At 63.8% G+C, this 26,955-nt stretch carries 23 protein-coding genes, 1 tRNA gene and 1 riboswitch; of the genes, 11 read left to right on the top strand and 13 right to left on the bottom strand.

The window, feature by feature from the left end; genetic code table 11:
* Position 1 precedes the first annotated feature (1 nt).
* Positions 2-2,146, bottom strand: coding sequence for a methyl-accepting chemotaxis protein (locus tag BM275_RS02835; RefSeq protein WP_090519214.1), 2,145 nt, complete (start codon positions 2,144-2,146; stop codon positions 2-4).
* Between the two features lie 308 nt (positions 2,147-2,454).
* Here BM275_RS02835 and BM275_RS02830 point away from each other — a divergent pair, with 308 nt between their 5' ends.
* Positions 2,455-3,273 (top strand): M48 family metallopeptidase, encoded by an 819-nt coding sequence (locus tag BM275_RS02830; protein WP_014821312.1) that lies wholly within the window; start codon positions 2,455-2,457, stop codon positions 3,271-3,273.
* 22 nt (positions 3,274-3,295) lie between these two features.
* Here the strand turns inward: BM275_RS02830 and BM275_RS02825 are convergent, their stop codons facing one another.
* The 4 genes from BM275_RS02825 to BM275_RS02810 form a co-directional block, all read right to left on the bottom strand.
* Positions 3,296-3,739 carry an ester cyclase gene (locus BM275_RS02825; RefSeq protein ID WP_090519213.1) on the bottom strand — a complete coding sequence of 148 codons (444 nt, stop codon included), beginning with the start codon at positions 3,737-3,739 and terminating at the stop codon, positions 3,296-3,298.
* 84 nt (positions 3,740-3,823) lie between these two features.
* Entirely contained in the window at positions 3,824-4,411 is a 588-nt protein-coding gene (locus tag BM275_RS02820; RefSeq protein ID WP_014821310.1) for a TMEM165/GDT1 family protein, read from the bottom strand.
* Positions 4,412-4,501: 90 nt separating this feature from the next.
* A riboswitch (yybP-ykoY riboswitch) is annotated at positions 4,502-4,618 on the bottom strand.
* A 54-nt stretch (positions 4,619-4,672) separates the two neighbouring features.
* A complete protein-coding gene (locus BM275_RS02815; RefSeq protein WP_090519212.1) occupies positions 4,673-5,671 on the bottom strand; it encodes a class I SAM-dependent methyltransferase in 999 nt (332 codons plus the stop codon).
* Positions 5,672-5,755: 84 nt separating this feature from the next.
* A complete protein-coding gene (locus BM275_RS02810; RefSeq protein ID WP_090519211.1) occupies positions 5,756-6,715 on the bottom strand; it encodes a 2-hydroxyacid dehydrogenase in 960 nt (319 codons plus the stop codon).
* 68 nt (positions 6,716-6,783) lie between these two features.
* On the opposite strand from BM275_RS02810, the gene BM275_RS02805 reads away from it, so the two are divergent.
* The 6 genes from BM275_RS02805 (at position 6,784) to BM275_RS02780 (ending at position 16,970) form a co-directional block, all read left to right on the top strand.
* Positions 6,784-7,413, top strand: a complete 630-nt coding sequence (locus BM275_RS02805; RefSeq protein WP_090519210.1) for a LysE family translocator — start codon at positions 6,784-6,786, stop codon at positions 7,411-7,413.
* A gap of 105 nt (positions 7,414-7,518) precedes the next feature.
* Positions 7,519-9,204, top strand: a complete 1,686-nt coding sequence (locus tag BM275_RS02800; protein WP_090519209.1) for a fatty acid--CoA ligase — start codon at positions 7,519-7,521, stop codon at positions 9,202-9,204.
* A gap of 214 nt (positions 9,205-9,418) precedes the next feature.
* Positions 9,419-10,063 carry an MBL fold metallo-hydrolase gene (locus BM275_RS02795; protein WP_090519208.1) on the top strand — a complete coding sequence of 215 codons (645 nt, stop codon included), beginning with the start codon at positions 9,419-9,421 and terminating at the stop codon, positions 10,061-10,063.
* 138 nt (positions 10,064-10,201) lie between these two features.
* A complete protein-coding gene (locus BM275_RS02790) occupies positions 10,202-10,855 on the top strand; it encodes a YiaD family glycine zipper/OmpA-like lipoprotein (protein ID WP_003302724.1) in 654 nt (217 codons plus the stop codon).
* A 148-nt stretch (positions 10,856-11,003) separates the two neighbouring features.
* Positions 11,004-14,720, top strand: coding sequence for a CHASE domain-containing protein (locus BM275_RS02785; RefSeq protein WP_090519207.1), 3,717 nt, complete (start codon positions 11,004-11,006; stop codon positions 14,718-14,720).
* Positions 14,721-14,846: 126 nt separating this feature from the next.
* Entirely contained in the window at positions 14,847-16,970 is a 2,124-nt protein-coding gene (locus BM275_RS02780; RefSeq protein ID WP_090519206.1) for a putative bifunctional diguanylate cyclase/phosphodiesterase, read from the top strand.
* Between the two features lie 9 nt (positions 16,971-16,979).
* On the opposite strand, the gene BM275_RS02775 is transcribed toward BM275_RS02780, so the two are convergent.
* The 3 genes from BM275_RS02775 to BM275_RS02765 form a co-directional block, all read right to left on the bottom strand.
* A complete protein-coding gene (locus tag BM275_RS02775; protein ID WP_090519205.1) occupies positions 16,980-17,888 on the bottom strand; it encodes an acyltransferase in 909 nt (302 codons plus the stop codon).
* A 131-nt stretch (positions 17,889-18,019) separates the two neighbouring features.
* Complete coding sequence (pta, locus tag BM275_RS02770; RefSeq protein WP_014821301.1) at positions 18,020-20,116, bottom strand: phosphate acetyltransferase; 2,097 nt, start codon at positions 20,114-20,116, stop codon at positions 18,020-18,022.
* A gap of 164 nt (positions 20,117-20,280) precedes the next feature.
* The gene (locus tag BM275_RS02765) at positions 20,281-21,468 is read right to left on the bottom strand and encodes an acetate kinase (protein ID WP_090519204.1); all 1,188 of its coding nucleotides are present in this window, start codon (positions 21,466-21,468) and stop codon (positions 20,281-20,283) included.
* 238 nt (positions 21,469-21,706) lie between these two features.
* On the opposite strand from BM275_RS02765, the gene BM275_RS02760 reads away from it, so the two are divergent.
* From BM275_RS02760 to BM275_RS02745, 4 genes are all read left to right on the top strand, one after another.
* On the top strand, positions 21,707-22,192 hold the full coding sequence (locus BM275_RS02760; RefSeq protein WP_014821299.1) for an FKBP-type peptidyl-prolyl cis-trans isomerase: 486 nt from the start codon (positions 21,707-21,709) through the stop codon (positions 22,190-22,192).
* A gap of 114 nt (positions 22,193-22,306) precedes the next feature.
* The gene (locus tag BM275_RS02755; RefSeq protein ID WP_003302715.1) at positions 22,307-22,789 is read left to right on the top strand and encodes a glutathione peroxidase; all 483 of its coding nucleotides are present in this window, start codon (positions 22,307-22,309) and stop codon (positions 22,787-22,789) included.
* 141 nt (positions 22,790-22,930) lie between these two features.
* Complete coding sequence (locus BM275_RS02750) at positions 22,931-23,596, top strand: TetR/AcrR family transcriptional regulator (protein ID WP_090519203.1); 666 nt, start codon at positions 22,931-22,933, stop codon at positions 23,594-23,596.
* Complete coding sequence (locus BM275_RS02745) at positions 23,593-24,702, top strand: NADH:flavin oxidoreductase (RefSeq protein ID WP_090519202.1); 1,110 nt, start codon at positions 23,593-23,595, stop codon at positions 24,700-24,702. Before BM275_RS02750 ends, BM275_RS02745 begins: the two co-directional genes overlap by 4 nt.
* Positions 24,703-24,800: 98 nt before the next feature.
* On the opposite strand, the gene BM275_RS22235 is transcribed toward BM275_RS02745, so the two are convergent.
* From BM275_RS22235 to folX, 5 genes are all read right to left on the bottom strand, one after another.
* A tRNA-OTHER gene (locus BM275_RS22235) sits at positions 24,801-24,866 on the bottom strand.
* A 9-nt stretch (positions 24,867-24,875) separates the two neighbouring features.
* Entirely contained in the window at positions 24,876-25,631 is a 756-nt protein-coding gene (cysZ, locus tag BM275_RS02740) for a sulfate transporter CysZ (protein WP_023444190.1), read from the bottom strand.
* A 236-nt stretch (positions 25,632-25,867) separates the two neighbouring features.
* Positions 25,868-26,206, bottom strand: coding sequence for a HopJ type III effector protein (locus BM275_RS02735; RefSeq protein ID WP_090519201.1), 339 nt, complete (start codon positions 26,204-26,206; stop codon positions 25,868-25,870).
* A complete protein-coding gene (locus tag BM275_RS02730; RefSeq protein ID WP_031298361.1) occupies positions 26,203-26,496 on the bottom strand; it encodes a DUF1244 domain-containing protein in 294 nt (97 codons plus the stop codon). Before BM275_RS02730 ends, BM275_RS02735 begins: the two co-directional genes overlap by 4 nt.
* 76 nt (positions 26,497-26,572) lie before the next feature.
* Positions 26,573-26,947 (bottom strand): dihydroneopterin triphosphate 2'-epimerase, encoded by a 375-nt coding sequence (gene folX, locus BM275_RS02725; RefSeq protein ID WP_003285881.1) that lies wholly within the window; start codon positions 26,945-26,947, stop codon positions 26,573-26,575.
* Positions 26,948-26,955 lie beyond the last annotated feature (8 nt).

Here is a 26,955-nt window from a genome sequence, read left to right as displayed (position 1 = left end):
GTCACACCCTGAACTGGTTGATCAGACGACGCTGCTGTTCGGCCAGGCGCGTCAACCCGGCACTGGCCTGGCTGGCTTCCTCGGCGCCACCGGCAACTTCCTGCGCGACCTGACCGATGTTGGTGACGTTGCGGTTGATGTCTTCGGCCACCGCGCTCTGCTCCTCGGCGGCACTGGCGATCTGGTTGTTCATGTCGTTGATCAGCGAGACCGCCTGGGTGATCGCCTGCAGCGCCTCGGCGGCGGCATCCGCCTGCTCGACGCTGCGCTGGGTGCGGCTCTGACTCTGCTCCATCACCTGCACCACATCCCGCGTGCCGTTCTGCAGCTGCTGGATCATCTGCTGGATCTCGCCGGTCGCCTGCTGCGTCTTCTGCGCCAGGTTGCGGACCTCGTCGGCCACGACGGCGAAGCCGCGTCCCTGCTCGCCGGCGCGGGCCGCCTCGATTGCCGCGTTGAGGGCGAGCAGGTTGGTTTGCTCGGCAATGCTGCGAATGGTCACCAGGATGGCGTCGATGTTCTCGCTGTCGCGGGCCAGCGTCTGCACCACCTCCACCGCGCGGCCGATCTCGTCGGCCAGTTCGGTGATGGTCGAGCCGGTGTCCTGCACGATGTGCCGGCCCTGATTGGCCGCGCGATCGGCATTGTTGGCGGCTTCGGCGGCCTGGGTCGCGTTGCGCGCCACGTCCTGGGCGGTGGCGGTCATTTCGTGCACGGCAGTGGCCACCAGCTCGATTTCCGCCAGCTGGGTCTGCACGCCCTTGTCGGTGCGGATGGCGATGTCGGCGGTGTGCTCGGAGGCATCGCTCACTTTCTGCACCGAGCTGACGACCTCGCCGATCATGCCCTGCAGGCGCGCGAGGAAGGCGTTGAAGCCGGCAGCGATCTGGCCTAGCTCGTTGCGACTGTCGATGTTCAGGCGCTGGGTCAGGTCGCCTTCGCCCTGGCCGATGTTGTCCAGCATGACCACCATTTCGCGCAGCGGGCGGGTGATGCGGCGGCTGATCAGCCAGATCGCCAGCAGACCGGCGAGGCCGATCAGCACACCGATGACCAGCATGGTGGCAAGGCTGCTGCGGCTTTCGTCGGCGAGGGCGACCATCAACTGGTCCAGCTCCTTCATCACCTCGGCGGTCGGCAGCTCCAGCATCAGCACCCAGCGGGCCTCGGTGCCGGCAAAGGAAAACGGCAGGAACAGCGCGACGCGGCCACGGGCCTGATCGATTCGATAGTGGGTCTGACCGGCCGGCAACTGCTTGACCAGTGCCTGCTCCTCGGCGTCGAGTATCTGTGCCGCGGGCTTGCCGATAAGGCTGGTGTCGCGGCTGTAGGCGGCAAGGCGACCGTTGTTGGAGATCAGCGCGATCTGGCCGACGCCACCGTAGAGCTGGGCGTTGGCCTCGCTCAGCAGCTGTTGGATGAAGTCGACGCTGATGTCCGCGCCGACGATACCGTGGAACTTGCCCTCGATTATGATCGGCGCATTGAACGACGACAGCAGCGACGTCTTGCCATTCATCTCGTAGGGTGCTGGATCGCCTACGCAGGGCTTGAGCTGCTCGCGCGGGCAGAGGTAGTACTCGCCGGCGCGCACGCCGGTTTCCAGCAGGCGGGTGTCCTCGATGTCGGTGAGCTTGTCGACCACCATCTGGCCGCTGGCGTCGCGGTAGATCCAGCTGGCGAAGCGGCCGTCGACCATGCCCGGGGCGTCGCCGCGGTACATGACGTCGTTGACGTCCACGCCGTTGGGCTCCCAGGCGATGTAGGTGCTGGTCAGATTGGAGTTCTCGAGCAGGGTCTGTCGCGCCAGATTGATCAGCTCTTCGCGCGTCAGGTTGGCCATCGGCATCCCTTCGTCATCGCTGAGGCCGGTCAGGGTGTGTACTCGAGCGAGGCCGGTGGCGATCTGCAGGGGGGCCTGGAGTTGTGCCTGGATGCGGCTGACCTGGGTCTGGGCGAGGGCGGTGACGCGCTGCTCGACCATGCCGTCGATCAGCGAACGGGTCCGCTCCTCGACCAGCGCCTGGCTGCGCATTCCGGAAACCATCGCATACAGCAGAAGTGCGGCGATCACGGCCAGGGTGCAGGCGCCGGCCAATGCGGCGAAGGCGGTCTGGATGGATCTGAAACATGTGCGGAACTCCAATTGCGCAGCGGATAAGGAGGCTATCGGCAGGTTTTGCGACAACTGCAGCGGTACGTTCGGTTGCCTGACAGGTGGGTCCGCGATAGGGTCTGTTCCCGTTTCGTACGCGGCCGCGCCGCCCGGCCCTGCGGGTTGCGCGGCAAATGGCGCCATGCGGCGTTGCGGGACTTGGCAAGGGAACCACCATTACCTGCGTCCCGCGCCTGCGGAACGCCGCCCGGCCATGGCGCCATTTGGCGCAGCAACGTGGCTTGCGACGAAACGGGAACAGACCCTAGGATACGGCGCAGGTTTTCCGGAGAGATTCGATGTTCAAGCCGCACAGATTGTCGCTGTTGGTCGCCGCTGCCGTGCTGGCGGGCTGTCAGGCCGTCAACACCACCAGCGGCGGCGCCGTAGGCGTCGACCGCAAGCAGTACATGTTCAGCATGCTGTCGACCGAGCAGGTCAACCAGATGTATGCCCAGTCTTATCAAGAGACGCTCAGTGCGGCGTCAAGCAAGGGTGTGCTGGAGAAAAACAGCGCAATCACCAAGCGGGTCAACGGTATTGCCCAGCGGCTGATCGCCAAGGTGCCGGTGTTCCGCCCCGATGCCGCGCAATGGAACTGGGAGGTCAACGTCATCGACAGCCCGGAGCTTAACGCCAACTGCGGCCCGGGCGGCAAGATCATCTTCTACACCGGCCTGATCGAGAAGCTGAAGCTTACCGACGACGAGATCGCGGCCGTGATGGGCCACGAGATCGCCCACGCATTGCGCGAGCACGGTCGCGAAGCCATGTCCAAGGCCTATGGCGTGCAGATGGCGACGCAGCTGGGGTCGGCCATGGGCGTCGGGACCGGCGGCCTGCAACTGGCGAACATGGGTGTGGAATATCTGATGACGCTGCCCAACAGTCGCGGCAACGAGAACGAAGCGGACTTGATCGGCCTGGAGCTCGCGGCGCGCGCGGGCTACAATCCGAATGCGGCGATCACGCTGTGGGAGAAGATGGCTTCGGCCGGTGGTTCGGCACCGCCCGAGTTCATGAGCACGCACCCGTCGTCCACCACCCGCACCGCAGCGTTGAAGACGAATATTCCGAAAGTGATGCCGCTCTACGAGCAGGCCCGCAGCGGCCGTTGAACGATGACCTGTCGCCGGCCGTTCAGGCCGGCGACAGCAGCGTCGAAAGGGGGGTCTCGATACCCAGTTGCTGATGCACGCCTTCGAGGTCGATGAGCGTGTGGATTTCCTCGATATCGCCAGCCGGGTTCAGCGTCCAGACGCTCATCACGGCGATCGCGAGAATCTTGTCGGCGACCGAGTAGCCGAGCAGCGGCGTCGCCAGCGTTCCCATCACCGTGCTCGAGGTGACCACCTTGTGGCCCTCGCAGATGCACTCATCCACCACCACTTCCAGATCCGGCATGGCTGTACGCACATTGCGCACGAGCTCGGCGAAACCTGCGCTGTTCAGCGGCTGGCCGATGAATGAGCCCTTGTAGGCGAAATACTTGCTCTGCATCTGTTCGGAAAGGGCCAGGCGGCCCTTGTTCCAGCTCAGATCGATATGGTTGCAGACTCGTTTCTTGCGTCCATCCGCTGACATGCAGCCTGATCTCCTCGGGGCGCTGATGTGCGCTGCGGTAGCGCACTCTATCAGCTCCCCGGTGGCGCAGATTTGCGCTGGGTATCAGCCTGAGACAATCGTGCTCATGGACAGCGCCTGATAGCCGGCGTACAGCGCGAGTGCGGCAAAGCCGGCCGCGGCGACCCGGCGGATCAGCGTCAACGGCAGGCGGTCGGCGGCGAAGTGGCTGATCAGCACCACCGGAACATTGGCCAGCAGCATGCCGACCGTGGTGCCGAGGATGACCAGAATGAATTCCGGATACTGTGCGGCGAGCATCACCGTCGCGACCTGGGTCTTGTCGCCCATCTCGGCAATGAAGAAGGCGATCGTTGTCGCGACGAAGGGGCCGTAGGCGCGGCCCAGCTTGGCGTCGTCGTCATCCAGTTTGTCCGGCACCAGCGTCCACAGCGCGACCGCGGCGAAGCTTGCCGCCAGTATCCAGCTCAGCGCCACCGGCGAAAGCAGGCTCGATACCCAGCTGCCGACCGCGCCGGCGGCGGCATGGTTGGCCAGTGTGGCGACGACGATGCCCCAGATGATCGGCCACGGTCGCCGATAACGCGCCGCCAGCAGCAGCGCGAGCAACTGCGTCTTGTCGCCGATTTCGGCGAGCGCAACGATCAGGGTGGGGACGAAAAACGATTCCAAGCGGCATTCCTTTAGGGCGGGTCTACAGATTCACCATGACATGCGCAGCCTGCCCGCCCGGGTCAGGTGTACATGTCATGGGTCTTGTCAAACCTGGCCTGGCGTATCGTTACGCGCTGGCCGGTCGCATGCGCCATGGTCTGCGGACCAAGTATGTTGACGCATGCCGGACGAGCAGGGCGCTCGTCGGAGACTACTCCCCCAAGGACGGCGGCGAGTTTGCCGCAACCGGCCGGTCGGTGCAACCGCCGGTCGCTGGCGTCAGGGGTGCACGGCGCGGTAGATACGGAAGCCGTCGCGCTCTGCAAGCGTGTGACAGGGGCCAAGATGCTGCTCGACCAGGGGGGGATACCTGAGGAACGCGTTGGCTACCAGGCGCAGCTCGCCACCGCTGACCAGGTGCTCGGCCGCGCGCTCGATCAGCGCCTCGCTGGCCCGGTAGCTGGTGTGCACGCCCTGGTGGAACGGCGGGTTACTGACGATCGCCGCCAGGTGTCGTGGCGCGGCGTCGATGCCATCCCCAGCAATCACTTCAGCTTCGAGCCCGTTCGCGGCGAGCGTCCTGCGGCTGCTCTCGATGGCGAAGGCGTCCACATCCAGCAGCAGCAGATTGCTTTGCGGATAGCGACGCTTGAGCGTGGCGCCGAGAATGCCGGCCCCACAGCCGAAGTCGAGCACGCGCCCACTTGGGAGGTCATCGAGATGCTCGAGCAGCAGGGCGCTGCCGACATCCAGGCGACCATGGCTGAACACGCCGGGCAGGCTGATGACCTGCAACGGGCCGTCCGCCAGCTCGAGGGTGAAATGGTGTGCCAGGGCGTCCAGTTCGGGAGCAGCAGGTGCCTGCTCGACCATTACCTGCCAGAGCTGACAGTGGCGGGCGCTGTCGAGCTTGCGTGCGCGGCCGAACCCGGCCAGTTGCCTGGCGGCGCGCTCGACGCCGGCACGTTTCTCGCCGACCAGATACAGCGGCCGTCCGTTGAGGCGCGCCGCCAGCGTTTGCAGCAGATAGTCGGTGAGTTCGCGGGATTTCGGCAGGAACAGCACGGCGGCGTCGAACTCGCCCGGTACCGGTGCGACGCCAAAGCTGCAACGCCCGCCGAAGCGACGGTCCAGCAATTGCTGCTCGCCTGCATGCCAGCTCCAGCCAACCGCGGCGGGAAGCTGACCCAGCAGGTCGTCGGCGGGCGGCCCGGCCAGCAGCAGCCGGCCTTGAAACAGCTCGGCCTGACGCAGCAGCACTTCGCTTCGAGGGTCCATTGGCGTCTCCCGGAAAAAGTCGGGGAGCTTAGGGGCTATCGGCGTTTTCTCGCAAGCCGGGACGCCCAGCCCCTGGGCCGGTGCTCAATTCACCTGCCGAACTGGTGCGCCGGCAAAGAAGGCCGTTGCGTTTTCGGCGAGCTGGCCGACGATGCGCTGGCGCGCCTCGCGGCTGCCCCAGGCGCTGTGTGGGGTGATGATCAGGCGGGGCAGGCTCGGGTCCAGCAGCGGGTTGTCGTCGCTCGGCGGCTCGCTGGTCAGAACGTCGGTGGCGGCACCACCCAGGTGACCGCGGCGCAGGGCATCGGCCAATGCCTGTTCATCGACCAAACCACCACGGGCGGCGTTGATCAGGAACGCGCTCGGCTTCATCAGTTGCAGCTCGCGCGCACCGATCAGATTGCGCGTCTGCTCCGTCAGCGGGCAGTGCAGCGTCAATGCGTCCACCTGCGGCAGCAGTTCGTCCAGATCCAGGCGTTCCGGGCGCTTCGGCCGCCCCGGCAGGTTGCCGACCAGCACGCGCATGCCGAACGCCTCGGCCAGTCGCGACACCGCGCTGCCGAGCTCTCCGTGGCCGAGCAGGCCGAGGGTCTTGCCTTCCAGCTCGACGATGGGGAAGTCCAGCAGGCAGAACTGACCGCTTTCCTGCCAGCGGCCGCGGGCGACGGTCGCCTGGTAGTCGGGCAGGCGCGTGGCCAGTGCCAGCAGCAACATCAGGGTGTGCTGGGCCACGGTTGGGGTGCCGTAGGCCTGGCAGTTGCAGACCACGATGCCGCGCTCGCCAGCGGCCTGCAGGTCGATGTTGTTGACTCCGGTGGCAGAGACCAGGATCAGCTTGAGATCGGGGCAGGCCGCCAGGGTGTCTGCACTCAGCGCGACCTTGTTGACGATGGCCACCTGCGCGCCGCGCAGACGCTCGACAATCTGATCCGCTGTGCTTTGCTCATGACACACGAGTTCGCCGAACGCGTCCTGCAGCGGGGTCAGATCGAGGTCGCCTTGTTCGAGTGGAGAAAGATCGAGGAAAACGGCGCGACTGGACATCAACTGTACCTTTCGAAGAAGCCGGGGCTGATCGACAATGAAGCCCGGCATTGCGTGGAGACTGGATTGTGTACTGGATGGAATTTATGACCGTGGCGCTGGTGCATCTGCTCGCGGTGGCCAGCCCGGGGCCGGATTTCGCGGTGGTGGTGCGCGAAAGCGTGACCCAGGGTCGCCGTGTCGGAAGCTGGACGGCGCTGGGCGTCGGCTGCGGGATATTCGTCCACGTCGCCTATTCCCTGCTCGGTATCGGCCTGATCGTCTCGCAGTCGATTGTGCTGTTCAACCTCTTCAAGTGGCTGGCTGCAGGCTATCTGCTCTATCTCGGCTGGCGCGCGCTGCGTGCACGACCCATGAGCCTGGATACGGCAGACGAGGTCGGCACCACGTCGGATCGCTCACCCTGGCAGGCGTTCGTCGTAGGCTTCGTCACCAATGGCCTGAATCCCAAGGCCACGCTGTTCTTCCTCTCGCTATTCACGGTCGTGATCAGCGCCGATACGCCACTGCTGGTGCAGGCCGGTTACGGCCTCTACCTCGCCGGTGCCACCGCGCTGTGGTTTCTGCTGGTGGCCTGGCTGTTCAGCCGAGGTCGCGTGCGTGCTGGGTTTGCGCGAATGGGCCACTGGTTCGACAGGCTGACCGGCGCCGTGCTGATCGGCCTTGGTGTACGCCTGGCGGTAAGCGAGATCGGTTAACACGCTGAAACGAGGTGCGCGGAAAATAATCCTTTGGACTGATTTTGCCTGGGGGCGGACGCTCTAGAGTGCTGTTTACAACTCCAACAAGAACAGGATGCCCTCATGCTGCAGACCCGTGTCATCAAGCCCGCGGCGAACGCTTACCAGTACCCTCTGCTGATCAAGCGCCTGCTGTTGTCCGGCGTGCGCTACGAGCGCACCCGCGAGATCGTCTACCGTGACCAGCTGCGTTACGACTACCGCACCCTGAATCAACGTGTCGCGCGGTTGGCCAACGTGCTGACTGCGGCCGGCGTCAAGGCAGGTGACACCGTGGCGGTGATGGACTGGGACAGCCACCGCTATCTGGAATGCATGTTCGCCATCCCGATGATCGGCGCCGTGGTGCATACCATCAACGTGCGCCTCTCGCCGGACCAGATCCTCTACACCATGAACCACGCCGATGACCGCTTCGTGCTGGTCAACAGCGAGTTCGTGCCGCTGTACCAGGCGATTGCCGGGCATCTGACCACCGTGCAGAAGACGCTGCTGCTCACCGATGGCGACGTGCACGACGCCGGCCTGCCGGATTGCGTCGGCGAGTACGAAAGCCTGCTGGCTGCCGCCGAGCCGAGCTACGACTTTCCCGATTTCGACGAGGACTCGGTCGCCACGACCTTCTACACCACCGGCACCACCGGCAACCCCAAGGGCGTCTACTTCACCCATCGCCAGCTGGTGCTGCACACCCTGGCTGCGGCAGTGACGGTCGGCTGCCGGGAGAATCCTCGGCTGATGGGCTCGGACGACGTCTACATGCCGATCACGCCGATGTTCCATGTGCATGCCTGGGGTTTGCCCTACGTCGCCACCATGCTCGGCCTCAAGCAGGTCTATCCCGGGCGTTACGATCCCGAGTACCTGATCGACCTGTGGCGCCGTGAGCAGGTGACTTTCTCCCATTGCGTGCCGACCATCGTGCAGATGCTGCTCAACGCCAAGGCGGCGCAGGGCACCGATTTCAAGGGCTGGAAGATCACCATTGGCGGCAGTGCGCTGACCCGCGGCCTGTATGACCAGGCCAAGGCCCGTGGCATGAACCTGATCGCTGCCTACGGCATGTCCGAGACCTGCCCGCTGATTTCCGGCGCGCACATCAACGACGAGCTGCTCGAGGCGGACGAAGACACCCGCAGTACCTTCCACCTCAAGGCCGGCGTCCCGGTGGTGCTGGTCGATGCGGCGATTCAGGCGGCGGACGGCAGCTTCCTGCCGGCGGATGGAAGCTCCCAGGGCGAACTGGTACTGCGTGCGCCCTGGCTTACCCAGGGCTATTACAACGAGCCGGAGAAGAGCGAAGAGCTGTGGGCTGACGGCTGGCTGCACACTGGCGACGTCGCGGTGATCGACGAGATGGCCAATATCGAGATCCGCGACCGCATCAAGGATGTGATCAAGACCGGTGGTGAATGGCTGTCCTCCCTCACCCTTGAAGGGCTGATCAGCCGTCATGAGGCGGTGCGCGATGTCGCCGTGGTTGGTGTGCCGGACGAGCGCTGGGGTGAGCGACCCTTTGCCCTGGTGGTGCTGGGCGAAGGCTGCGAACTGAGCGCTGCCGACTTGCAGACCTTCCTTGAGCCGGCAGTGGCCGAGGGGCACATCAACAAGTGGGCGATCCCGCAGCAGATCGCGGTGGTCAGCGAGATTCCAAAGACCAGCGTCGGCAAGCTGGACAAGAAGCGCATCCGCAGCGAAATCGCGCGTTGGCAGAAAGAGGGGAGCGCCGAGCAGACCTCGCTCAGCTGAACCGAGGTCACGTATCGGTTCAACGCCTGGTAGCGTCCGTCCACGGATTTGCCGGGCGCCCTGATACCGGGTGATCACCGTGTGATCGGCCTGAACCATCGCGGCGGGCATTCATCGATGTCGATCCGGGCAGTTGCCTGAAGCCTGCCCACTCGGCAAGCTTCCCTCCCTGCGCGCCCGCGTAGCGAGAGATTGCCAAGCACCCGAGGACGTCATGGCTGCCACCCAACCGATGCTGATTCGCGAAACCTTCCCCGTCGGCCCTTTGCAGTGCAACTGCACGATCATTGGCGATCCTGTCAGCAAGAAAGCCATCGTGGTCGATCCGGGTGGCGATCCTGAACTGATCATGGCGCGACTCGACGCCCATGGCCTGAAGGTGGTGAGCATCATCCATACCCATGCGCACCTGGACCACTTCCTCGCATCCGGCTCGATGAAGGAGAAGACCGGCGCCACGCTCCATCTGCACAAGGCCGATCAGGTGCTCTGGGACAACCTGGAGATGCAGTGCCGCATGTTCGGCGTGCCTTACCGTCCGGTGCCAGCGCCCGATCAGTGGCTGAGCGACGATGAGGAGCTGGCCTGTGGCTGTGGCGTGGCATTGCACACGCCGGGGCATACGCCGGGATCCATGAGCTTCTGGTTCGTCGACGCCAAATTGCTGATCGCGGGCGACACCCTGTTTCGCCGCGGCATCGGGCGCACCGATCTGTGGGGTGGTGACTACGCCACCATCGAGCGCTCCATCAAGCAGCGGCTCTACTCGCTGGATGAAGACGCGACCGTGGTTACCGGCCACGGCCCGGATACGCGGCTGGGGGACGAAATGCGCGAGAATCCTTTCGTCCGGGCCTGACCCGGGGTGCCGTTGGCCGGGTTCTGCTGCACGGTTCCTATCCCAGGCGGTGACCGATGGTACTCTAGCGCCGCATTCAGGGCCGCGCTCGCAAGGGCTGGGGACTGCCCTGGTAACCGACGAGAGAAGGAAGCAACTATGAAAATGCTGAACATGACCGCCCTCGCAGCGAGCGTCGCTCTGCTGGTGGGATGCACCACCAATCCCTACACGGGCGAGCAGCAAGCCGGCAAGGCCGGCGTTTACGGTGGTATCGGCGCCGTCAGTGGCGCCGTCATCGGTGCGGCGACCTCGAGCAAGAAGGATCGCACCAAGGGCGCGTTGATCGGTGCAGCGGTCGGTGGTGCGGCTGCCGGTGGCTATGGCTACTACGTCGACACCCAGGAGGCCAAGTTGCGCCAGACGCTGCAGGGCACCGGTGTTCAGGTTCAGCGCAATGGTGACAACCTGACGCTGATCATGCCCGGCAACATCACCTTCGCCAGCAACTCGGCGGATATCTCCAGCAGCTTCTACCCGACCCTGAATTCCCTGGTGCAGGTGTTCAAGGAGTTCAACAAGAACGGCGTCGATATCGTCGGCCACACCGACAGCACCGGCTCCCTGCAGCTGAACCAGGACCTGTCCAACCGTCGCGCCCAGAGTGTTGCTTCCTACCTGGTCGGCAATGGTGTGGCCGCTTCGCGGATTTCTTCCTACGGTGCCGGCCCCAGCCAGCCGATCGCCAGCAACGATACAGCTGCCGGTCGCGCGCAGAACCGCCGCGTCGAGATCAACCTGCGTCCGTTGTAAGCATTCATAGGCCGCGGGGCTGCAACGGCCTCGCGGGCGTCGAAATTCAGACGCCATAATTCTGTTTGTCGCTGCTTTCATTGAACCTCTCTGCGCTATTCGTATCTGACATCCGATAGCACGCCAGTTGTGGCACAGAGGAGGTCGAATGGATGATCGTACCGCTCTCCATTCCCGCAGGTCCTGGTTGCCATTATTGGTCGCTCTGGCCCTGATGGCGGGCCTGGGTGGATGGATCGGCTGGCAGTGGCATGTCCAGGAACAGCGCAGCAAGGTCGAGCAGGAGCAGCGCTTCACCTTCGCTGTGGATGACATCGAACACACGCTACGCGAGCGGATGCGCGCCTACGAGATGGTCTTGCGCGGGCTTGCTGGCGTCGTTGCCGGCAGCGACGAGGTCCGCATCGATGACTGGGCGCGGGCCGTGGATCAGTTGCAGCTGCAGGACTTCTATCCGGGCATCCAGGCTGTCGCGCTGGCGCGGCATGCGACGCCGGAAACCCTCACCACCCTGATAGACCAGATCCGCGCCTCCGGCCGCGAGCGCTTTCGCATGTATCCGCCGGGCGACCGCGAAGAGTACGTGGTGACCGACTACATCCATCCGACCGACTGGCGCAATCGGCGGGTGCTCGGCTTCGATCTGTTCAGTGAGGCGACCCGCCGCGAGGCGATCATCAGTACGCGCGACAGTGGCAATCCGGTGCTCACGGGGCCGTTGCGCCTCAAGCAGGAAACCGAGCAGAACGTCCAGGTGGGGGTTCTGTTGTTCTTTCCGATTTATGCGGCGACGGCGCCGGTTACCACCGAGGAGGAGCGTCAGCGCGCCTTTGTCGGCACCCTGCACGGCGCCTTCCGTCTGACCGACCTGATGGAAGGCATCCTCGGCTCGCGCAGCCGAATGCTGCAACTGCAGCTGCTCGATGCCGCCAATCCGGAGTCGCCACTGCTCACCGGACGTGCGCCGGTCAGCGCCGACGCCAAATTCCAGCGCATTCGGAATATTTACATGTACGGTCGCAGCTGGCAGCTGCAGGTGGCCAGCACGCCGGAATACGAGGCGGTGCTGCGTGACAACAATCGGGCCTTCAGCCTCGCGGCGGCGCTTATGGCGGCGGCATTTTTCTCGTTGCTGGTGGGCGGCTATTTGTATCTGCGCGAACGTGCGCTGCGCAACAGTCAGGTATTGAGCCTGCAATTGCAGGAGCGCGAGACGCGCTTCCGTCAGCTGATCGAACAATTGCCCGTGGCGACCCTGCTATGCAACGCCGGTGGGCGCATCGAACTGGCCAACCAGAGCGCCGGGCAGCTGTTCGGCAGCTCGACGGAGCTGCTGGCCGGTGAGCGTGTGAGTCGTTACGTACCTGGCGTGCTCGGCGAGCAGGTGCTCGGGCAACTGCGCGAAACCAGTCAGCTCGAACTGCAGGCGCAGCGCGAGGACGGCAAGGCGATCCCGGTTGCCGTCAGCCTGACCAGCTTCAGACATGACGACGTCTTGTATTACGTCCTGAATCTGCTCGATCTGCAGGCGCGCAAGCGCGACGAGGAGCGCTTCCGTAATGTCGTCGAGGCCTCGCCCAATGCCTTCGTGCTGGTGGATGCCCGCGGCGACATCGTCATGGTCAATCGCCAGACCGAGCTGCTGTTCGGCTATGAGCGCCAGGAGCTGGTCGGGCAGCCCGTGGAACTGCTGTTGCCCGAAGCCTTGCGCGAAGCGCATCGCGGTCTGCGCCAGGGTTATGCCGAGAATCCGGAACCACGTCGCATGGGCGGCAACCGCGAGCTGTTCGGCCGCCACCGCGACGGCAGCGCGTTGCCTGTGGAAATCGGCCTGTCGCCCTTGCGCAGTGGCGACGAGCAGCTGGTGCAGGCGGTGATCATCGATATCAGTCACCGCAAGGCGGCCGAGCGTCGCTTGCGCGAGCAGGCCGACCAGCTGGCAGTAGCCAATCGCTACAAATCTGAGTTCCTCGCCAATATGTCCCACGAGCTGCGCACGCCGCTCAACAGCATTCTCATCCTCAGCGATCAGCTGCGTCAGAACGGCTCGGGCAACCTCAACGACAAGCAGGTCCGGCATGCCGACATCATTCATCGCGCCGGTCATGAGCTGCTGCAGTTGATCAACGATGTGCTGGATCTCGCCAAGATCGAGTCCGGCCATATGCAACTCAAGCTGGAGCCGCTGAACCTGCGTGAGTTGCTGACCGATCTGGAAACCTCGCTGACGCCGATGGCCGAGCAGAAGGGCTTGGCGCTGAAGGTGGTGGTCGACGCGGACGTACCGCCTGCGCTGAATTCGGACCGGGCGCGGCTGCAGCAGATTCTGCGCAACCTGTTGACCAACGCCTTGAAGTTCACCGAGCAGGGGCAGGTGGAGTTGCTGGCGAGCTACCCGCCGGAGGACGCTGACGGACAAATCCTGCAGCTGCAGGTACGTGACAGTGGCATCGGTATTGCCAAGGACCAGCAGGAGCGGATCTTCCAGGCGTTCCAGCAGATTGATGGTTCGATCAGCCGTCACTACGGCGGCACCGGTCTGGGCCTGGCGATCACTCGCCAGCTGGTGGAGGTGCTCGGGGGGCACGTCACGGTTGATAGCGAACTCGGCAACGGCGCCACCTTCACTGTGCGATTGCCGGTGGAGTCGACGTCCGGCGCATCAGCGCAGGCGCTGTTGCCGCGCCAGCCGCAGCGCCGTGGGCGTGGTCCGGGGCTGCTGATCATCGAGGACGATGCCGATTTCGCATCGGTAGTGGCGGAGGTCGGGCAGAGCCACGGCTTTACCAGCCTGATCTGCAGCACCGGCCAGCAGGGGCTGGAAGCCCTGCGGCGCGAGCACTTTGCCGCAGTGATCCTTGACATCCTGCTGCCGGACATCAGTGGTTGGCAGGTGCATCGGGAGTTGCGTGGCGACGAGCGTCATCAGGGCATGCCGGTGCTGATCATTTCCTGCGTGCCGCAGCCTCACGACTGGCATGACGATGGTTCGCGCTATCTGGTCAAGCCGGTAGCGCAGGCCGAACTCGAGCGCATCTTCATCGAACTGGCGCGCCACGAACAGAATTCGCTGCGCCTGCTGCTGGTGGAGACCGATCCCCGTCGCCGCGAACTGATCCGTGAGTACTTTGAGCGGCTCGGCTATAGCGTCACGCTGGCGGGGGGCGTCGAAGCGGCCCGGCTGGCGTATGCCGAACAGAATTTCACCGTGGTGGTGGTCGAGCAAGTACTGGCAGACGGCGGCGGGCTGGATCTGCTGGATGCGCTGGAGCGCCTGCGTTCGCTTCGCGGCGTCACGGTGTTGGTGAACAGTCGTGAAAAGCTGTCGGATACAGACCTGCAACACTTGCGCCGTTATTCGGCTTCAGCACTGTCCAAGGAGGATGATGTGAAACGTATGGGAGAACTGGTGCGCCGAGGGCCAACGGTGTCGTCGCCAAGCGCCGCGGCTTCGCTGCAGGTGGCGGCGTCGGGCCGGCGCGTGCTGCTGGTGGATGAGGATGTACGGCTGATCTATTCGCTGACCGCCCAGCTCGATGAGCTCGGGCTGCTGGTGGTCCCGGCCACAAGTGCCGACGAAGCGGTCGAGCGTTTCGATGAGGATGCCTTCGATCTGGTACTGCTGGACATGAGCCAGCCTGGGGCGGAAGGTCCTGATTTGGCGCAGCGGCTGAAGCAGGTGCATGACTGTCAGGCCCCCATCGTTGCGCTGGTGACAACGACTGGTGGGGATGAGCGCGAGCGTTGCATAGCGGCTGGTGCCGACGACGTTTTGCTCAAACCCGTCGAGGCCACGGCGCTGGCGGCACTGTTGCAGCAATGGCTGGGTCTGGAGAGCGGTGCGGCCGAGGCTGAAGAGGAGTAAGCAAGTCGTGCGTGTTGAACATGCCTGTGGTGATGCGTTGATCGAACGATATGACACCTGGTGCGCGAATTCCCCGTGGGACGCTTGTTGTCGGCAGTTAGGCAACGGATTGCTCGGAGGTTGGCGATGACGCAGACGCAGCTCAAGGCCAAGCCTCGCAGTCGTACGCTGCTGGTGGTGGACGACCGGGAAGCGAATCTGGTGGCCATGGAAGCCTTGCTGGGCGATGGTGACTGGCAGGTGCACACGGTCAACTCCGGCGAGGCTGCGCTGCGGGCACTGCTGGAGCTGGACGTCGAGCTGGTGTTGCTGGACGTGCAGATGCCCGGCATGGATGGCTTCGAGGTCGCCCGGCTGATGCGTGGCAGCCCGCATACCCGCTACACGCCGATCATCTTCGTTTCGGCCATCGCGCATACCCGCGACTCCGTGCTGCGCGGTTACGCCACCGGCGCGGTGGACTTCATCCTCAAACCGTTCGATCCACAGGTGCTCAAGCACAAGATCAACACCTTGCTGGCCCACGAACACAACCGCCGTGATCTGCAACTGCTCACACAGCAACTGGACAGCGCCCGTGCATTCAATGCCTCGGTCCTGAGTAACGCGGCCGAGGGCATTCTGGTGGTCGCCGAGGACGGCTATATCAGCTTCGCCAATCCGGCGATCGCCGGCATGTTGCACACCCGCGTCGAGGACCTGCAGGGCACGCCGCTGCTCTCGCATCTGGCGGCCCCGGAGATGCCGGCCAACTGGCAGGAGTCGGACTTCTACCGTTACTGGCGCAGCGGCTCGACCTATCGTCTGCACGAGGCGCAGCTGCACACCGCCACCGGTACGCCGTTGCCCGTCGCGTTGTCCAGCTCGCCGCTGCCGCGCCAGCAGCGCTCCATGGTGGTCATCGCGTTGGACATGTCGGTGGTGCGCAACCTTCACGTTCAGCTGGAGACCCAGGCGGTCACCGACTCGCTGACCGGGCTGCTGAACCGGCGTGGCTTCCATCAGGCGCTGGAATCGTCGCTGGCGCGGGTCGATCGCAACGGCAAGCGCATGGCCATCCTCTATATCGATCTGGACGGCTTCAAGCGCATCAACGATTCGCTCGGCCACGATGCCGGCGACGAAATTCTGTGCAAGGTGGCGCGCCTGCTGGAGACCTGCATGCGCCCCTACGACATCATCGCGCGCATGGGCGGTGACGAATTCACCGCGTTGCTGGATTCGCTGGATCACCCGGAGGATGCCGCACGGGTGGCGGAGAAGCTGATCGAGCTGATTTCGGTACGACACAAGATCGATGGCACCGAGGTGACTCTTGGCGCCAGCATCGGCATCGCCCATTTCCCCGACTGCGGGGTCAGCGTCGATCAGCTGCTGCGCTCGGCGGACATGGCGATGTACGAGGCCAAACGTGCCGGGCGCCGACAGTATCGCTTCTTCTCCAGCGACATGAACGAGCGTGCGCATGCGCGGCTGATGATGGAGGAGAACCTGCGCAGCGCCACCGAGCGCAACGATTTCGAACTGCTCTACCAGCCACAGGTGATGCTTGGCAGCGGCAAGCTCAGAGGGTTCGAGGGGCTGCTGCGCTGGCCCCAGGGCGATGCGGATGAAAACCAGCCGGGCAACTTCATCCCGCTGCTGGAAGAAACCCGACTGATCGAGCGCGTCGGCGACTGGGTGCTGCGCGAAGGCATGAACCAGTACTGCCAGTGGCTGCCGTCATTCGGCAGCGATCTGATTCTCAGCCTGAACGTCAGCCCGGTGCAGTTCAGCCGGGCTGGGCTGTTCGATTCGCTTCGCCGTCTGCTGGATGAATATCAGCTCCACCCTGCGCAACTCGAGCTGGAGGTCACCGAAGGCACGCTGATGCAGGATCTCGAGCAGAGCTGCGAGAAACTACGGCAATTGCGCAAGCTCGGCGTGCGCGTGGCCATCGATGATTTCGGTACCGGTTATTCATCGCTGGCTTATCTGCGGCACTTCGAGCTGGATACGCTGAAGATCGACCGGCTTTTCATCGCCAACATGCTGGATTCCCCCCGCGATGCGGCGGTGGTAAGCACCATCATTGATCTGGGCCGCAACCTCAACCTGGAAGTGGTGGCCGAGGGCGTGGAAACCCGGGCGCAGCTTGACTGGCTGGTGGAGAACGGCTGCGACGTCATGCAGGGCTTTCTCGTCTCACCGGCATTGAGCGCCGAGCAGGCACGGGCCTTTCCCACTCAGGTCGCCTGGGACGCGCTCTGAGCGAGCTGGTCAGGGCTGCACCGGAAACTGCTGGTGCAGTTGCTCCAGTTGCAGATCCTTTTCACTCCAGAGCCCGTTGACCCACTGCTGAAATGCCAGCCGATACGACTCGTCCTGGTCGTAGTTGTGGCGGAGGAATTCGGCGGGTATCGGCTGTGCCTGGAGGCGCACGATTACCTGATGGATATTGCCGGCGAGAAGGTCCCAGAAACTCGGGCGACCGTCGGGGTAATGGATGGTGATGTTGATCAGCGCCGTCAGTTGCTCGCCCATGGCGTCGATGACGAAGGCGATGCCGCCAGCCCTTGGCTTGAGCAGATAGCGATAGGGTGAGGCTTGTTCGGTGTGCTTGTCCTCGGTGAAGCGTGTGCCTTCGAGGAAGTTGAACACCGACACCGGATTGGTCCGATAGCGCTCGCAGGCTTTGCGTGTGGTCGCCAGGTCCTCGCCACGCTTCTCCGGGTACTTGGCCAGATACTCCTTGCTGAAGCGCTTCATGAAGGGAAACTCCAGCGCCCACCAGCACAGGCCGATCACTGGAACCCAGATCAGCTCCTGCTTGAGAAAGAACTTGAGGAAAGGCATGCGCCGGTTGAGCTGGTACTGCAGCACGAGGATGTCCGCCCAGCTCTGGTGGTTGCTGGTGACCAGGTAGGAGTGATGCATGTCAACCTGATCCAGACCCTGCACGTCCCAGCGGATCGGGCGAACCAGATCCATCCAGAAGCTGTTCATCGCGATCCATGACTCGGCGATCCAGTGCATGCCGAAGCGCAGGCTGCGTTGTATCGCAGGGATTGGAAACAGCAGCTTGAGCAGCGAGAGCGCAAACAGCGGCCAGCACCAGAACAGGGTATTGAGCGCAAGCAGCAGGGCGGCGAGCGTGCCGCGGAGTGGAGCGGGGAGAAAGCTCAGCATGAAGTTCTTGTCGATACGGCTGATTCGAGGCGCCAAGAGTAGCGATTACGCGCTGAACTGCAACTATCGAGAGGGGTGAAGCACTGGCGCCGCCTGCCGGAGGGCGAGGCGGCGCCAGTCAGAAGCGGCCGTCAGGCCTTCTGGTTGGCAGCCTGCAGAGCGGTCAGGGCGATGGTGAAGACGATGTCATCCACCAGGGCGCCGCGGGACAGGTCATTGACCGGCTTGGCCAGGCCTTGCAGCATCGGGCCGACGCTGAGGCAGTTGGCGTTGCGCTGAACCGCTTTGTAGGTGGTGTTGCCGGTGTTCAGGTCGGGGAAGATGAACACCGTGGCTTGGCCGGCGACCTTGCTGTTAGGGGCCTTCTGCTTGCCGACGCTGAGCACGGAGGCGGCGTCGTACTGCAGCGGGCCGTCGATCGGCAGCTCGGGCGCACGACCCTGGGCGATGCGGGTGGCTTCAGCGACCTTCTCGACTTCTGCACCGCTGCCGGAGCTGCCGGTCGAGTAGCTGATCATCGCGACGCGCGGGTTGACGCCCAGGCCCACGGCGGACTCGGCGCTCTGCAGGGCGATCTCCGCCAGTTCGGTGGCGCTCGGGTTCGGGTTGACCGCGCAATCGCCGTAGACCAGAACCTGATCCGGCAGCAGCATGAAGAACACCGAGGACACCAGGCTGTAGCCCGGTGCGGTCTTGATCAGCTGCAGGGCAGGGCGGATGGTGTTGGCGGTGGTGTGCACGGCGCCGGAAACCAGGCCGTCCACTTCGTCCAGCGCCAGCATCATGGTGCCGAGGACCACGGTGTCCTTCAGCTGCTCGCGGGCGTCGTCCGGGGTCAGGCCCTTGGCCTTGCGCATTTCGCACATCGGCTCGACGTAGCGGTTGGCGATGTTGTCCGGATCGAGAATCTCCAGGCTGGCGGGCAGGGTGATGCCTTGCTCGCGAGCGACCTGCTGGACTTCTTCCGGCTTGGCCAGCAGCACGCAGCGGGCGATGCCACGCTCCTGGCAGATGGCGGCGGCGCGGATGGTGCGTGGCTCGTTACCTTCGGGCAGCACGATGCGCTTGTTGGCATCCTGCGCGCGCTTGACCAGCTGGTAGCGGAAGGCTGCCGGCGACATGCGCAGCTCGCCGCGCGGCACGCTGTAGCGGGTGTGCAGAAACTCGGGGTGCAGGTGCTTGGCGATGAAATCGGTGACCCGTGTGGCACGTTCGATGTCGTCCGACGGGGTCTCCTTGTTCAGGCCGAACAGGTTGTTCGCCGTGTCGTAGGAGTTGGTTTCCACGGTCATCACCGGCAGGCCGCCGTCCAGTGCGGCCTTGCACAGCTCGAGAATGCGCGGGTCCGGGGCGAAGTCGCTGCACAGCAACAGGCCGGCGAGTTTTTCGCCGTTGAGCGAGGCCAGGCTGGCGGCCAGGATGATGTCGTCGCGGTCGCCTGGCGTCACTACCAGCACGCCGGACCGCAGCAGCTGTACGGTGTTCGGAACGGCGCGCGCGCACAGCACGATCTTGTTGACGCGACGCTGGTCGGCTTCACCGGCGTTCAGTACCTGAGCGCCGAGCAGCTCGGCGATGTCTCGGGTGCGCAGTGCGTTGAGCTCTTCGGAGAAGGGGATCGCGCCCAGCAGCTGGAAGTCGGCGCTGCCCAGCAGCGGCAGGTGCTGTTTGAGGCTGTCTACGAAAGCCGGCAGGCCTTCTTCGGTCTTGACCTTGTTGAGGATGACGCCAAGCACCTTGGGGTCCTTCGCGCCGCCGTACAGCTGCGCCTGGATCTCGATGCGTTCGGCCAGGCGCTTGAGGCTGTCGCTGCCCTGGGCGCCGATCAGGATAACCTCGGCGTCCAGGCTCTTGGCCAGCTGGGTGTTGATGCGCTGGGTGTAGTTGGACTCGCGGGTGGGCACCATGCCTTCGACGATGACCACGTCCTTGCCGGCAGCGACTTCCTGGTAGCGGCTGATGACATCTTCGAGCAGCAGGTCGATCTCGCCATCGGCGAGCTGACGCTCTACCTGCTCCAGCGGCAGCGGCTCGGGCGAGGTCAGGTTAAGGGTGCGCTCGACCAGGATACAGGAGCGCTCACGGCCCTGATCGACCGGAAAGGGCTGGGCGATCGGCTTGAAGAAACCGACCTTCAGCCCGGCGTTTTCCAGGGCACGAATCAGGCCGAGGCTGATGGAATTGAGGCCGCCGCCGAAACCGGTGGGGGCAAGAAAGATTGTGTGCATGGCATCTCCTTGAGGGCAGGGTGCTCGGGGTAACGGTGCTGGGCGCCGGCAAGGCTAGGGCAGTTGCCTCGGGACGGAAACTGCCGGATTGCCGCGGCGCTGATGTGCAAAGACCCGACCGCCAGGGGCTGTCGGGTCTCGGAATCGCTACATGCCTACTGCGCTCAGGCGTCCAGCAGGGCCAGCGTATCGAGGGCAATCTGGCGCTCCTCGTTGGTCGGGACGACCATGACGCGCGGGCTGCCTTCAGCCTGGATTTCGCCGGCAACGCCGCGGGTGCAGCGGGCGTTGGCTTCGGCGTCGAGCTTGAAGCCGAACAGCTTGAGGTGTTCCAGTGTCCGCTCGCGCACTGCCGAGGAGTTCTCGCCGATACCACCGGTGAATACCAGGCCGTCCAGCTGCGGCAGGGCGCAGGACATGGCGGCCAGCGACTTGGCCAGGCGGTAGCAGAATACTTCGAAGGCCAGCACCGCGCCTGGATGACCGGCGTTGCGGGCATCGGCCAGGGTGCGCATGTCGTTGGACAGGCCGGAGAGGCCCTTCAGGCCGCTTTCCTTGTTGAGCATGTTGTCGATCTTGGCCAGGTCCCAGCCCAGCGTCTTGCTCAGGAAGTTGTGCAGGCTCGGATCGACGTCACCGCTGCGGGTGCCCATCACCAGGCCTTCGAGCGGCGTCAGGCCCATGCTGGTGTCGCGGCTTTCACCGTTTACTACCGCGCAGGTGGAGCAGCCGTTGCCCAGGTGAGCGACCAGCCAGCTGCTGTTCTCGACCGGAACGTCGGCCAGTTCGGCTGCGCGCTTGCTGACGTAGCGGTGGCTGGTGCCATGGAAGCCGTAGCGGCGTACACCATGATCCTTGTACAGCACATCCGGCACGGCATAGCGGTAAGCATGCTCGGGCATGGTCTGGTGGAAAGCGGTGTCGAACACGCCAACCTGCGGCAGCTCGGGGAACAGATTGATGGCGGCGTGGATGCCGCTCAAGTTGGCCGGGTTGTGCAGCGGCGCTAGCTGAATGTTGGCTTCGATGCCGGCCAGGGTTTCATCGGTGAGCAGCGAGGAGGCGAAGAACTTTTCGCCGCCGTGCACTACGCGGTGGCCGATGCCATCCAGATGGCCGCCAGCGGCGTCTTCCACGCGCGGCAGGATCTGGGCGAGAGCAGCCTGATGATCGGCATTCGGCACCTTGACGCTTTCCTTGCCGGCTGCACTCTCGAAGTGGATGACGGCTTCCGGGCTGCCGATGCATTCGGCCAGGCCTTGTAGCGGGAAGGTCGCTTGCGCTTCGTTGACCAGGGCGAACTTGATCGACGAGCTGCCACAGTTAATCACCAGGATGTTACGAGCCGACATCGGTGCTCCTTGGTTCTCTAATGTTATTGATATGGGTGCCAAAGATACTTTCCGCCGATTCTTGCACATCGGCCATGAAAGCGATGCCATCCAAAGGTTGTAGTCCCATGTTCAATGGCACTACACGCGGGGCGAGGGCGACGAACGGCATTGGCCCGTTCATCCAAGGTCGGTTCGCAATCGGCGCGGTGGATGGTTAAACTTCGACATCCATTCTCTAAAGCAAAGGTTCTGCCCCATGCTGATTGCCGCTAACAAGGCTGTCTCCATCGACTACACACTCACCAACGACGCCGGTGAGGTGATCGACAGCTCGGCCGGCGGCGCGCCGCTGGTCTACCTGCACGGCGCAGGCAACATCATTCCGGGCCTGGAGAAGGCCCTCGAGGGCAAGCAGGGCGGTGACCAGATCCAGGTCGCCATCGAGCCGCAGGACGCTTACGGCGAGTACAGCGCGGAGCTGGTCGCTACCCTCAATCGCGCCATGTTCGAAGGCGTCGACGAGCTGGAAGTGGGCATGCAGTTCCACGCTTCCGGTCCGGACGGCGGCATGCAGATCGTCACCATTCGTGACGTGGAAGGCGACGACGTGATCGTCGACGGCAACCACCCGCTGGCCGGCCAGCGCCTGAACTTCGACGTCAAGGTCGTCAGCGTGCGTGACGCCAGCGAAGAAGAAGTTGCCCATGGCCACGTCCACGGCGAAGGTGGCCACCACCACTGATCCGGGTCGCCGCATAGGCGTCCGCAGGCACGGCGGCAGGAACCGCTGTCGTGCGGATCGAAAAGAAGAGCGCTCCGGTCGTTGCCGGGGCGTTTTTTCGTTAGGAGAGATGAGATGAGCGCATTCCACCAATTGGTGTTGCCAGGCCTGGGCAGCGAGGAGCTGCCGTTGGCGCAGTTCGGCGATCGGATCACGCTGGTGGTCAACGTCGCTTCGCAGTGCGGGCTGACCCCGCAGTACGCCGGCCTGGAGCGGCTGCAGCAGCAATACGCTGCCCGCGGCTTCAGCGTGCTGGGCGTGCCATGCAATCAGTTCGCTGCGCAGGAGCCGGGCAGCGATGAGGAAATCCGCTCGTTCTGCACACTCAACTATGGTGTGAGCTTTCCTCTGAGCGGCAAGCTCGAGGTGAACGGTCCGCAGCGCCATCCGCTGTATCGTTTGCTGGCTGGCGAAGGTGCCGATTTTCCGGGGGACATCACCTGGAACTTCGAGAAGTTCCTGGTGGGCAAGGACGGCCGTGTGCTGGCCCGTTTCTCACCGCGCACCACGCCCGACGACCCCGCCCTGATCCAGGCGATCGAAACAGCCCTGGCCTGATCTGCAGTTCTGCGACCGTACGCGCGGTCGCGTTCTCTTTCTTGAGTACTGAATATACCGGCCATGCTTGCCGTGGTTGCCGCTGAATAAGTGTCATGGATGATGCTGTGCCGGCGAGACGACCGGTCATATTCTCGCTGCATGACCAATCCAGCACGCAACGACAAGCGCGACCTGATCCTGTCCAAGGGTGCCCGGGTGATGACCCGCCGCGGCTATCACGGCACCGGTGTCCAGGAAATCGTCCAGGCGGCCGGTATTCCCAAGGGGTCGTTCTATCACTACTTCGCCAGCAAGGAAGACTTCGCCCTGCAGGCGCTGGACTATATCTATGCGCCCCGGCTGGAGCGCTATCAGGCGGCGCTGAGCAACTCAGCAGTCTCGCCCCGGCAGCGCATCCTCGACTACTACGCCGATCTCGTTGCGCACTTCGCCCGCCAGGAAAAGCCCGAATATCACTGCTTCATCGGCAGCCTCAGCTTCGAGATGGCCGAGCTGTGCCCGGCCATCGCCAAACGGCTCAGCGCGATACTGACGCAATCGGTCGAGTTGCTTACGGCCTGCCTCGAACAGGCGCGTGACGCTGGAGAGATCGCGGCCGATTGCGATTGCGATTGTGCAGTGCTGGCGGAATTCATAAGCAACGCCTGGGAAGGTGCGCTGCTGCGCATGAAAGTGAGCGGCAGCGTTGCGCCTTTGCAGATGTTTTTCCAGCAGCTCGAACGCCTGTTGGCGCCGGCTGCAATAACTTCGCCGGGGCATGAGCGCCCGGCTGCCTTGACCAATGCCACAGGAGTCGATCGATGACCGCCAGCGTACAAGCCTTGTTTCAGCCCTTTGAGTTGGGTGCTCTCCGTTTGCCGACCCGTGTGGTCATGGCGCCGATGACCCGTTCGTTCTCACCTAACGGCGTACCCACTGCCGATGTGGTCGAGTACTACCGCCGTCGTGCCGCCTCCGGGGTCGGGCTGATCATCACCGAGGGCACCACGGTCGGTCACGCCGCGGCGAACGGTTATCCCCATGTGCCGCGTTTCTACGGTGAAGATGCGCTGGCTGGCTGGAAGGCTGTGGTCGATGCAGTGCACGCCGCTGGCGGCAAGATCGTCCCGCAGCTCTGGCACGTCGGCAACGTGCGCCGCAAGGGCACCGAGCCGGAGCCGGAGGTCGTCGGTTACGGCCCGATGGAGAAGCAGAAGGACGGCCAGGTCGTCGTTCATGGCATGACCAAGCAAGACATCCAGGATGTGATCGAAGCATTCGCTCAGGCTGCCCGCGATGCTCAGGCGATCGGCATGGACGGCGTGGAAATCCACGGTGCCCACGGCTACCTCATTGACCAGTTCTTCTGGGAAGGCAGCAATCAGCGCACCGATGAGTACGGCGGCAGCCTGGCCAACCGCTCGCGCTTCGCCATCGAGCTGGTGCAGGCCGTACGCGCAGTGGTCGGCCCTGATTTCCCGATCATCTTCCGCTTCTCGCAGTGGAAGCAGCAGGACTACACGGCGTGCCTGGTGCAGTCGCCCGAAGAGCTCGGCGAGTTCCTGGCACCCTTGTCGGCGGCCGGCGTGGATATCTTCCATTGCTCGACGCGCCGTTTCTGGGAACCGGAGTTCGAAGGCTCCGATCTCAACCTGGCCGGTTGGACCCGCCAACTGACCGGCAAGCCGACCATCACCGTCGGCAGTGTCGGCTTGGATGGCGAATTCCTGCAGTTCATGGTCAAGACCGACAAGGTGGCGCAGCCGGCCAACATCGAGGGATTGCTGGAGCGTCTCAACAAGCAGGAGTTCGATCTGGTGGCGGTGGGGCGTGCGCTGATCTGCGATCCGGATTGGGCGGTTAAGGTGCGTGAAGGGCGGATGGAAGAGATTCTGCCGTTCAGTCGTGAGGCGTTGAAGACGCTGGCGTGAGTGAGGGCGGCAGCCAGGGTGATCTGGCTGCCGATTTCCCCTTACCCGGCAGCATCCGATCTCGCCAGGCCTTCACGCTGAGCTGTCAGCATGTGACGTGGTGCGGACGGAGAGACTCGAACTCTCACACTTTGCGGCGCTAGACCCTGACCGCCGAGTTCCGCGCCTGACGTCTACGCAGGTCGGTCCAGCTGCCGATTCGGCCCGCCTTCCCTTACCCAGAACAGCGTCGCTCCCGCGACGGCCGCCGGCATGATCAGCAGGTTCAGGACCGGCACCAGCAACGCCGCATAAGTCACCGCACCAAAGCTCAGGCTCTGCCAGCGTCGCTGGCGCAACCAGCCCATCATGTCCGCCCAGCTCAGCTTGTTGTTGTCCGCCGGGTAGTCGATGTATTGCACTGCCATCATCCACACGCCGAACAGCAGCCATAAAGGCGCGGCAACAAGGTTCAGCACGGGGATGAATGAAAGCACCAGCAACGCCAGCGCGCGCGGTGCGAAATAGCCCAGCTTGCGCAGCTCGCGGCCAATCGTGCGGGGCAGCATGGCCAGCAGCTCGGCCCAGCTGAAAGGCGGCGCTGCGTCTTCGCCGCGCACCACTACCTCGACCTTTTCCGCCAGAAAGCCGTTGAACGGTGCGGCGATGATGTTGGCCAGCATGGTGAAGCTGAAGAACACCATCAGTACCACCAGCACGACGAACAGCGGCCAGAGGATGTATTCGAGAAAGGCGAGCCAGGTCGGCAGGTTGGGCATGAAGGTGTCGACCCAGCCGCTGAACTGGCCGACCGCGAACCAGATCAGGCCGAAGAACAGCAGCACGTTCACCGTCAGCGGCAGGATCACGAACAGACGCAGCCCCGGGCTGAGCACCAGGCGCAGGCCTTCGCGAAGGTATTGCGGGCCGGAGAGGGCGGATACGGGCATTGGCGTCTCCTGAAAAAGGGCAGGGTTTCGTCGAGAGGGGCGTAGCGCAGCGGGATAGTCGATGACTATGGGTTGTATGCAGAACCTGAATTATCCACGGCCTTGGCGGATAGCTAAGGTGGCGCTCAACGGTTTTCGGGTCATCCGCTCCTTCAGCCTTCCCCAAGTGCTTGGGATGACCCTTTTTATTCCCATTGAGCCGGCATAGCCGGCTCGATCCGTCGAAAGGATGCGCGTTACTTGCGCTTGAGCGGTTGGGTGTCGAAACGCACGCCCGGCAGGCCGGTTTCCATGAGCGCGCGAATGTTGCGGTGGTCGCTGCCGTTCGGGTCGGCCAGGACCGCCTGATAGTGCTCGCCGAACGCAAGCAGCGCTTCTTCCCTCGTGAAGTCTTCAAGCAATGCGAGGCCCAGCGTCTTGCAGGAACCTTCGTTCTCGCCGGCAGCGTTCTCCAGTGTGCCGTTGACGAAGCGGCTCGGCTGGTAGTCGTAAGCGCCCTCGATGAAGGCAAGCGTTTCGCTGAATGCGTGGTTGCGATTGCGCAGGCTGGCGCGGAAGTCCTTCAGGTCGTTCATTCTTTCTGGGCCTTGTCGAAAGCGACCTGCTGCTCGGCAGACGCTTCCTTCTGATAGCGTTTTTTCCACTCGCTGTACGGCATTCCGTACACCTCTTCGCGGGCCTGGTCGATGCTGAGTTCGACGTCCAGATCGTCTGCGGCGGCCTTGTACCATTTCGACAGGCAGTTGCGACAGAAACCGGCGAGGTTCATCAGGTCGATGTTCTGGGCATCGGGACGGGTGCGCAGGTGCTGGACCAGGCGGCGGAAGGCTGCGGCTTCCAGTTCGGTGCGTTCTTGATCGTTCATCTCGTGGGTCTCGGCGTTGGCTGAGGTCGGCCGGATCATAACCTTGCGTCAGTGAGCCGGCCAGCCTTGCGCAGGGTCAATCCCGATGCGCAGCCAGGGTGATCGATACGGACTCGGCGAAGCGCAGCGCGTGGGGTTTGTCGACTTCCACTTCGGCGTAGCGCACCTGCGGGTAGCGCATGACCAGGTCGAGAATTTCCTGGGTCAGCCGCTCGAGCAGGGCGAAGCGGTTGTCTTCGACGTGCTGGATGATCGCCTTGGTGATGGTGCGGTAGTTCAGCGCCTGTTCGATGTCGTTTTCGCGCACCGCTTCCGCAGCGGGGTAGAGCATCGTCAGGTTGATCAGCACGTCCTGGCGATTGAGGATTTCCTCTTCCTTGATGCCGATGTAGGTGCGCAGCCGCAGGTCCTTGACGCGGATGCGGGCCATCGCGGGTTCCAGTCGGGGCATGGGGACTC

The sequence above is a fragment of the Stutzerimonas kunmingensis genome (assembly GCF_900114065.1).
Taxonomy (GTDB): Bacteria; Pseudomonadota; Gammaproteobacteria; order Pseudomonadales; family Pseudomonadaceae; genus Stutzerimonas; species Stutzerimonas kunmingensis.
Note: the sequence above shows the minus strand (reverse complement) of the source record. Positions and strands in the feature narration are given on the sequence as shown.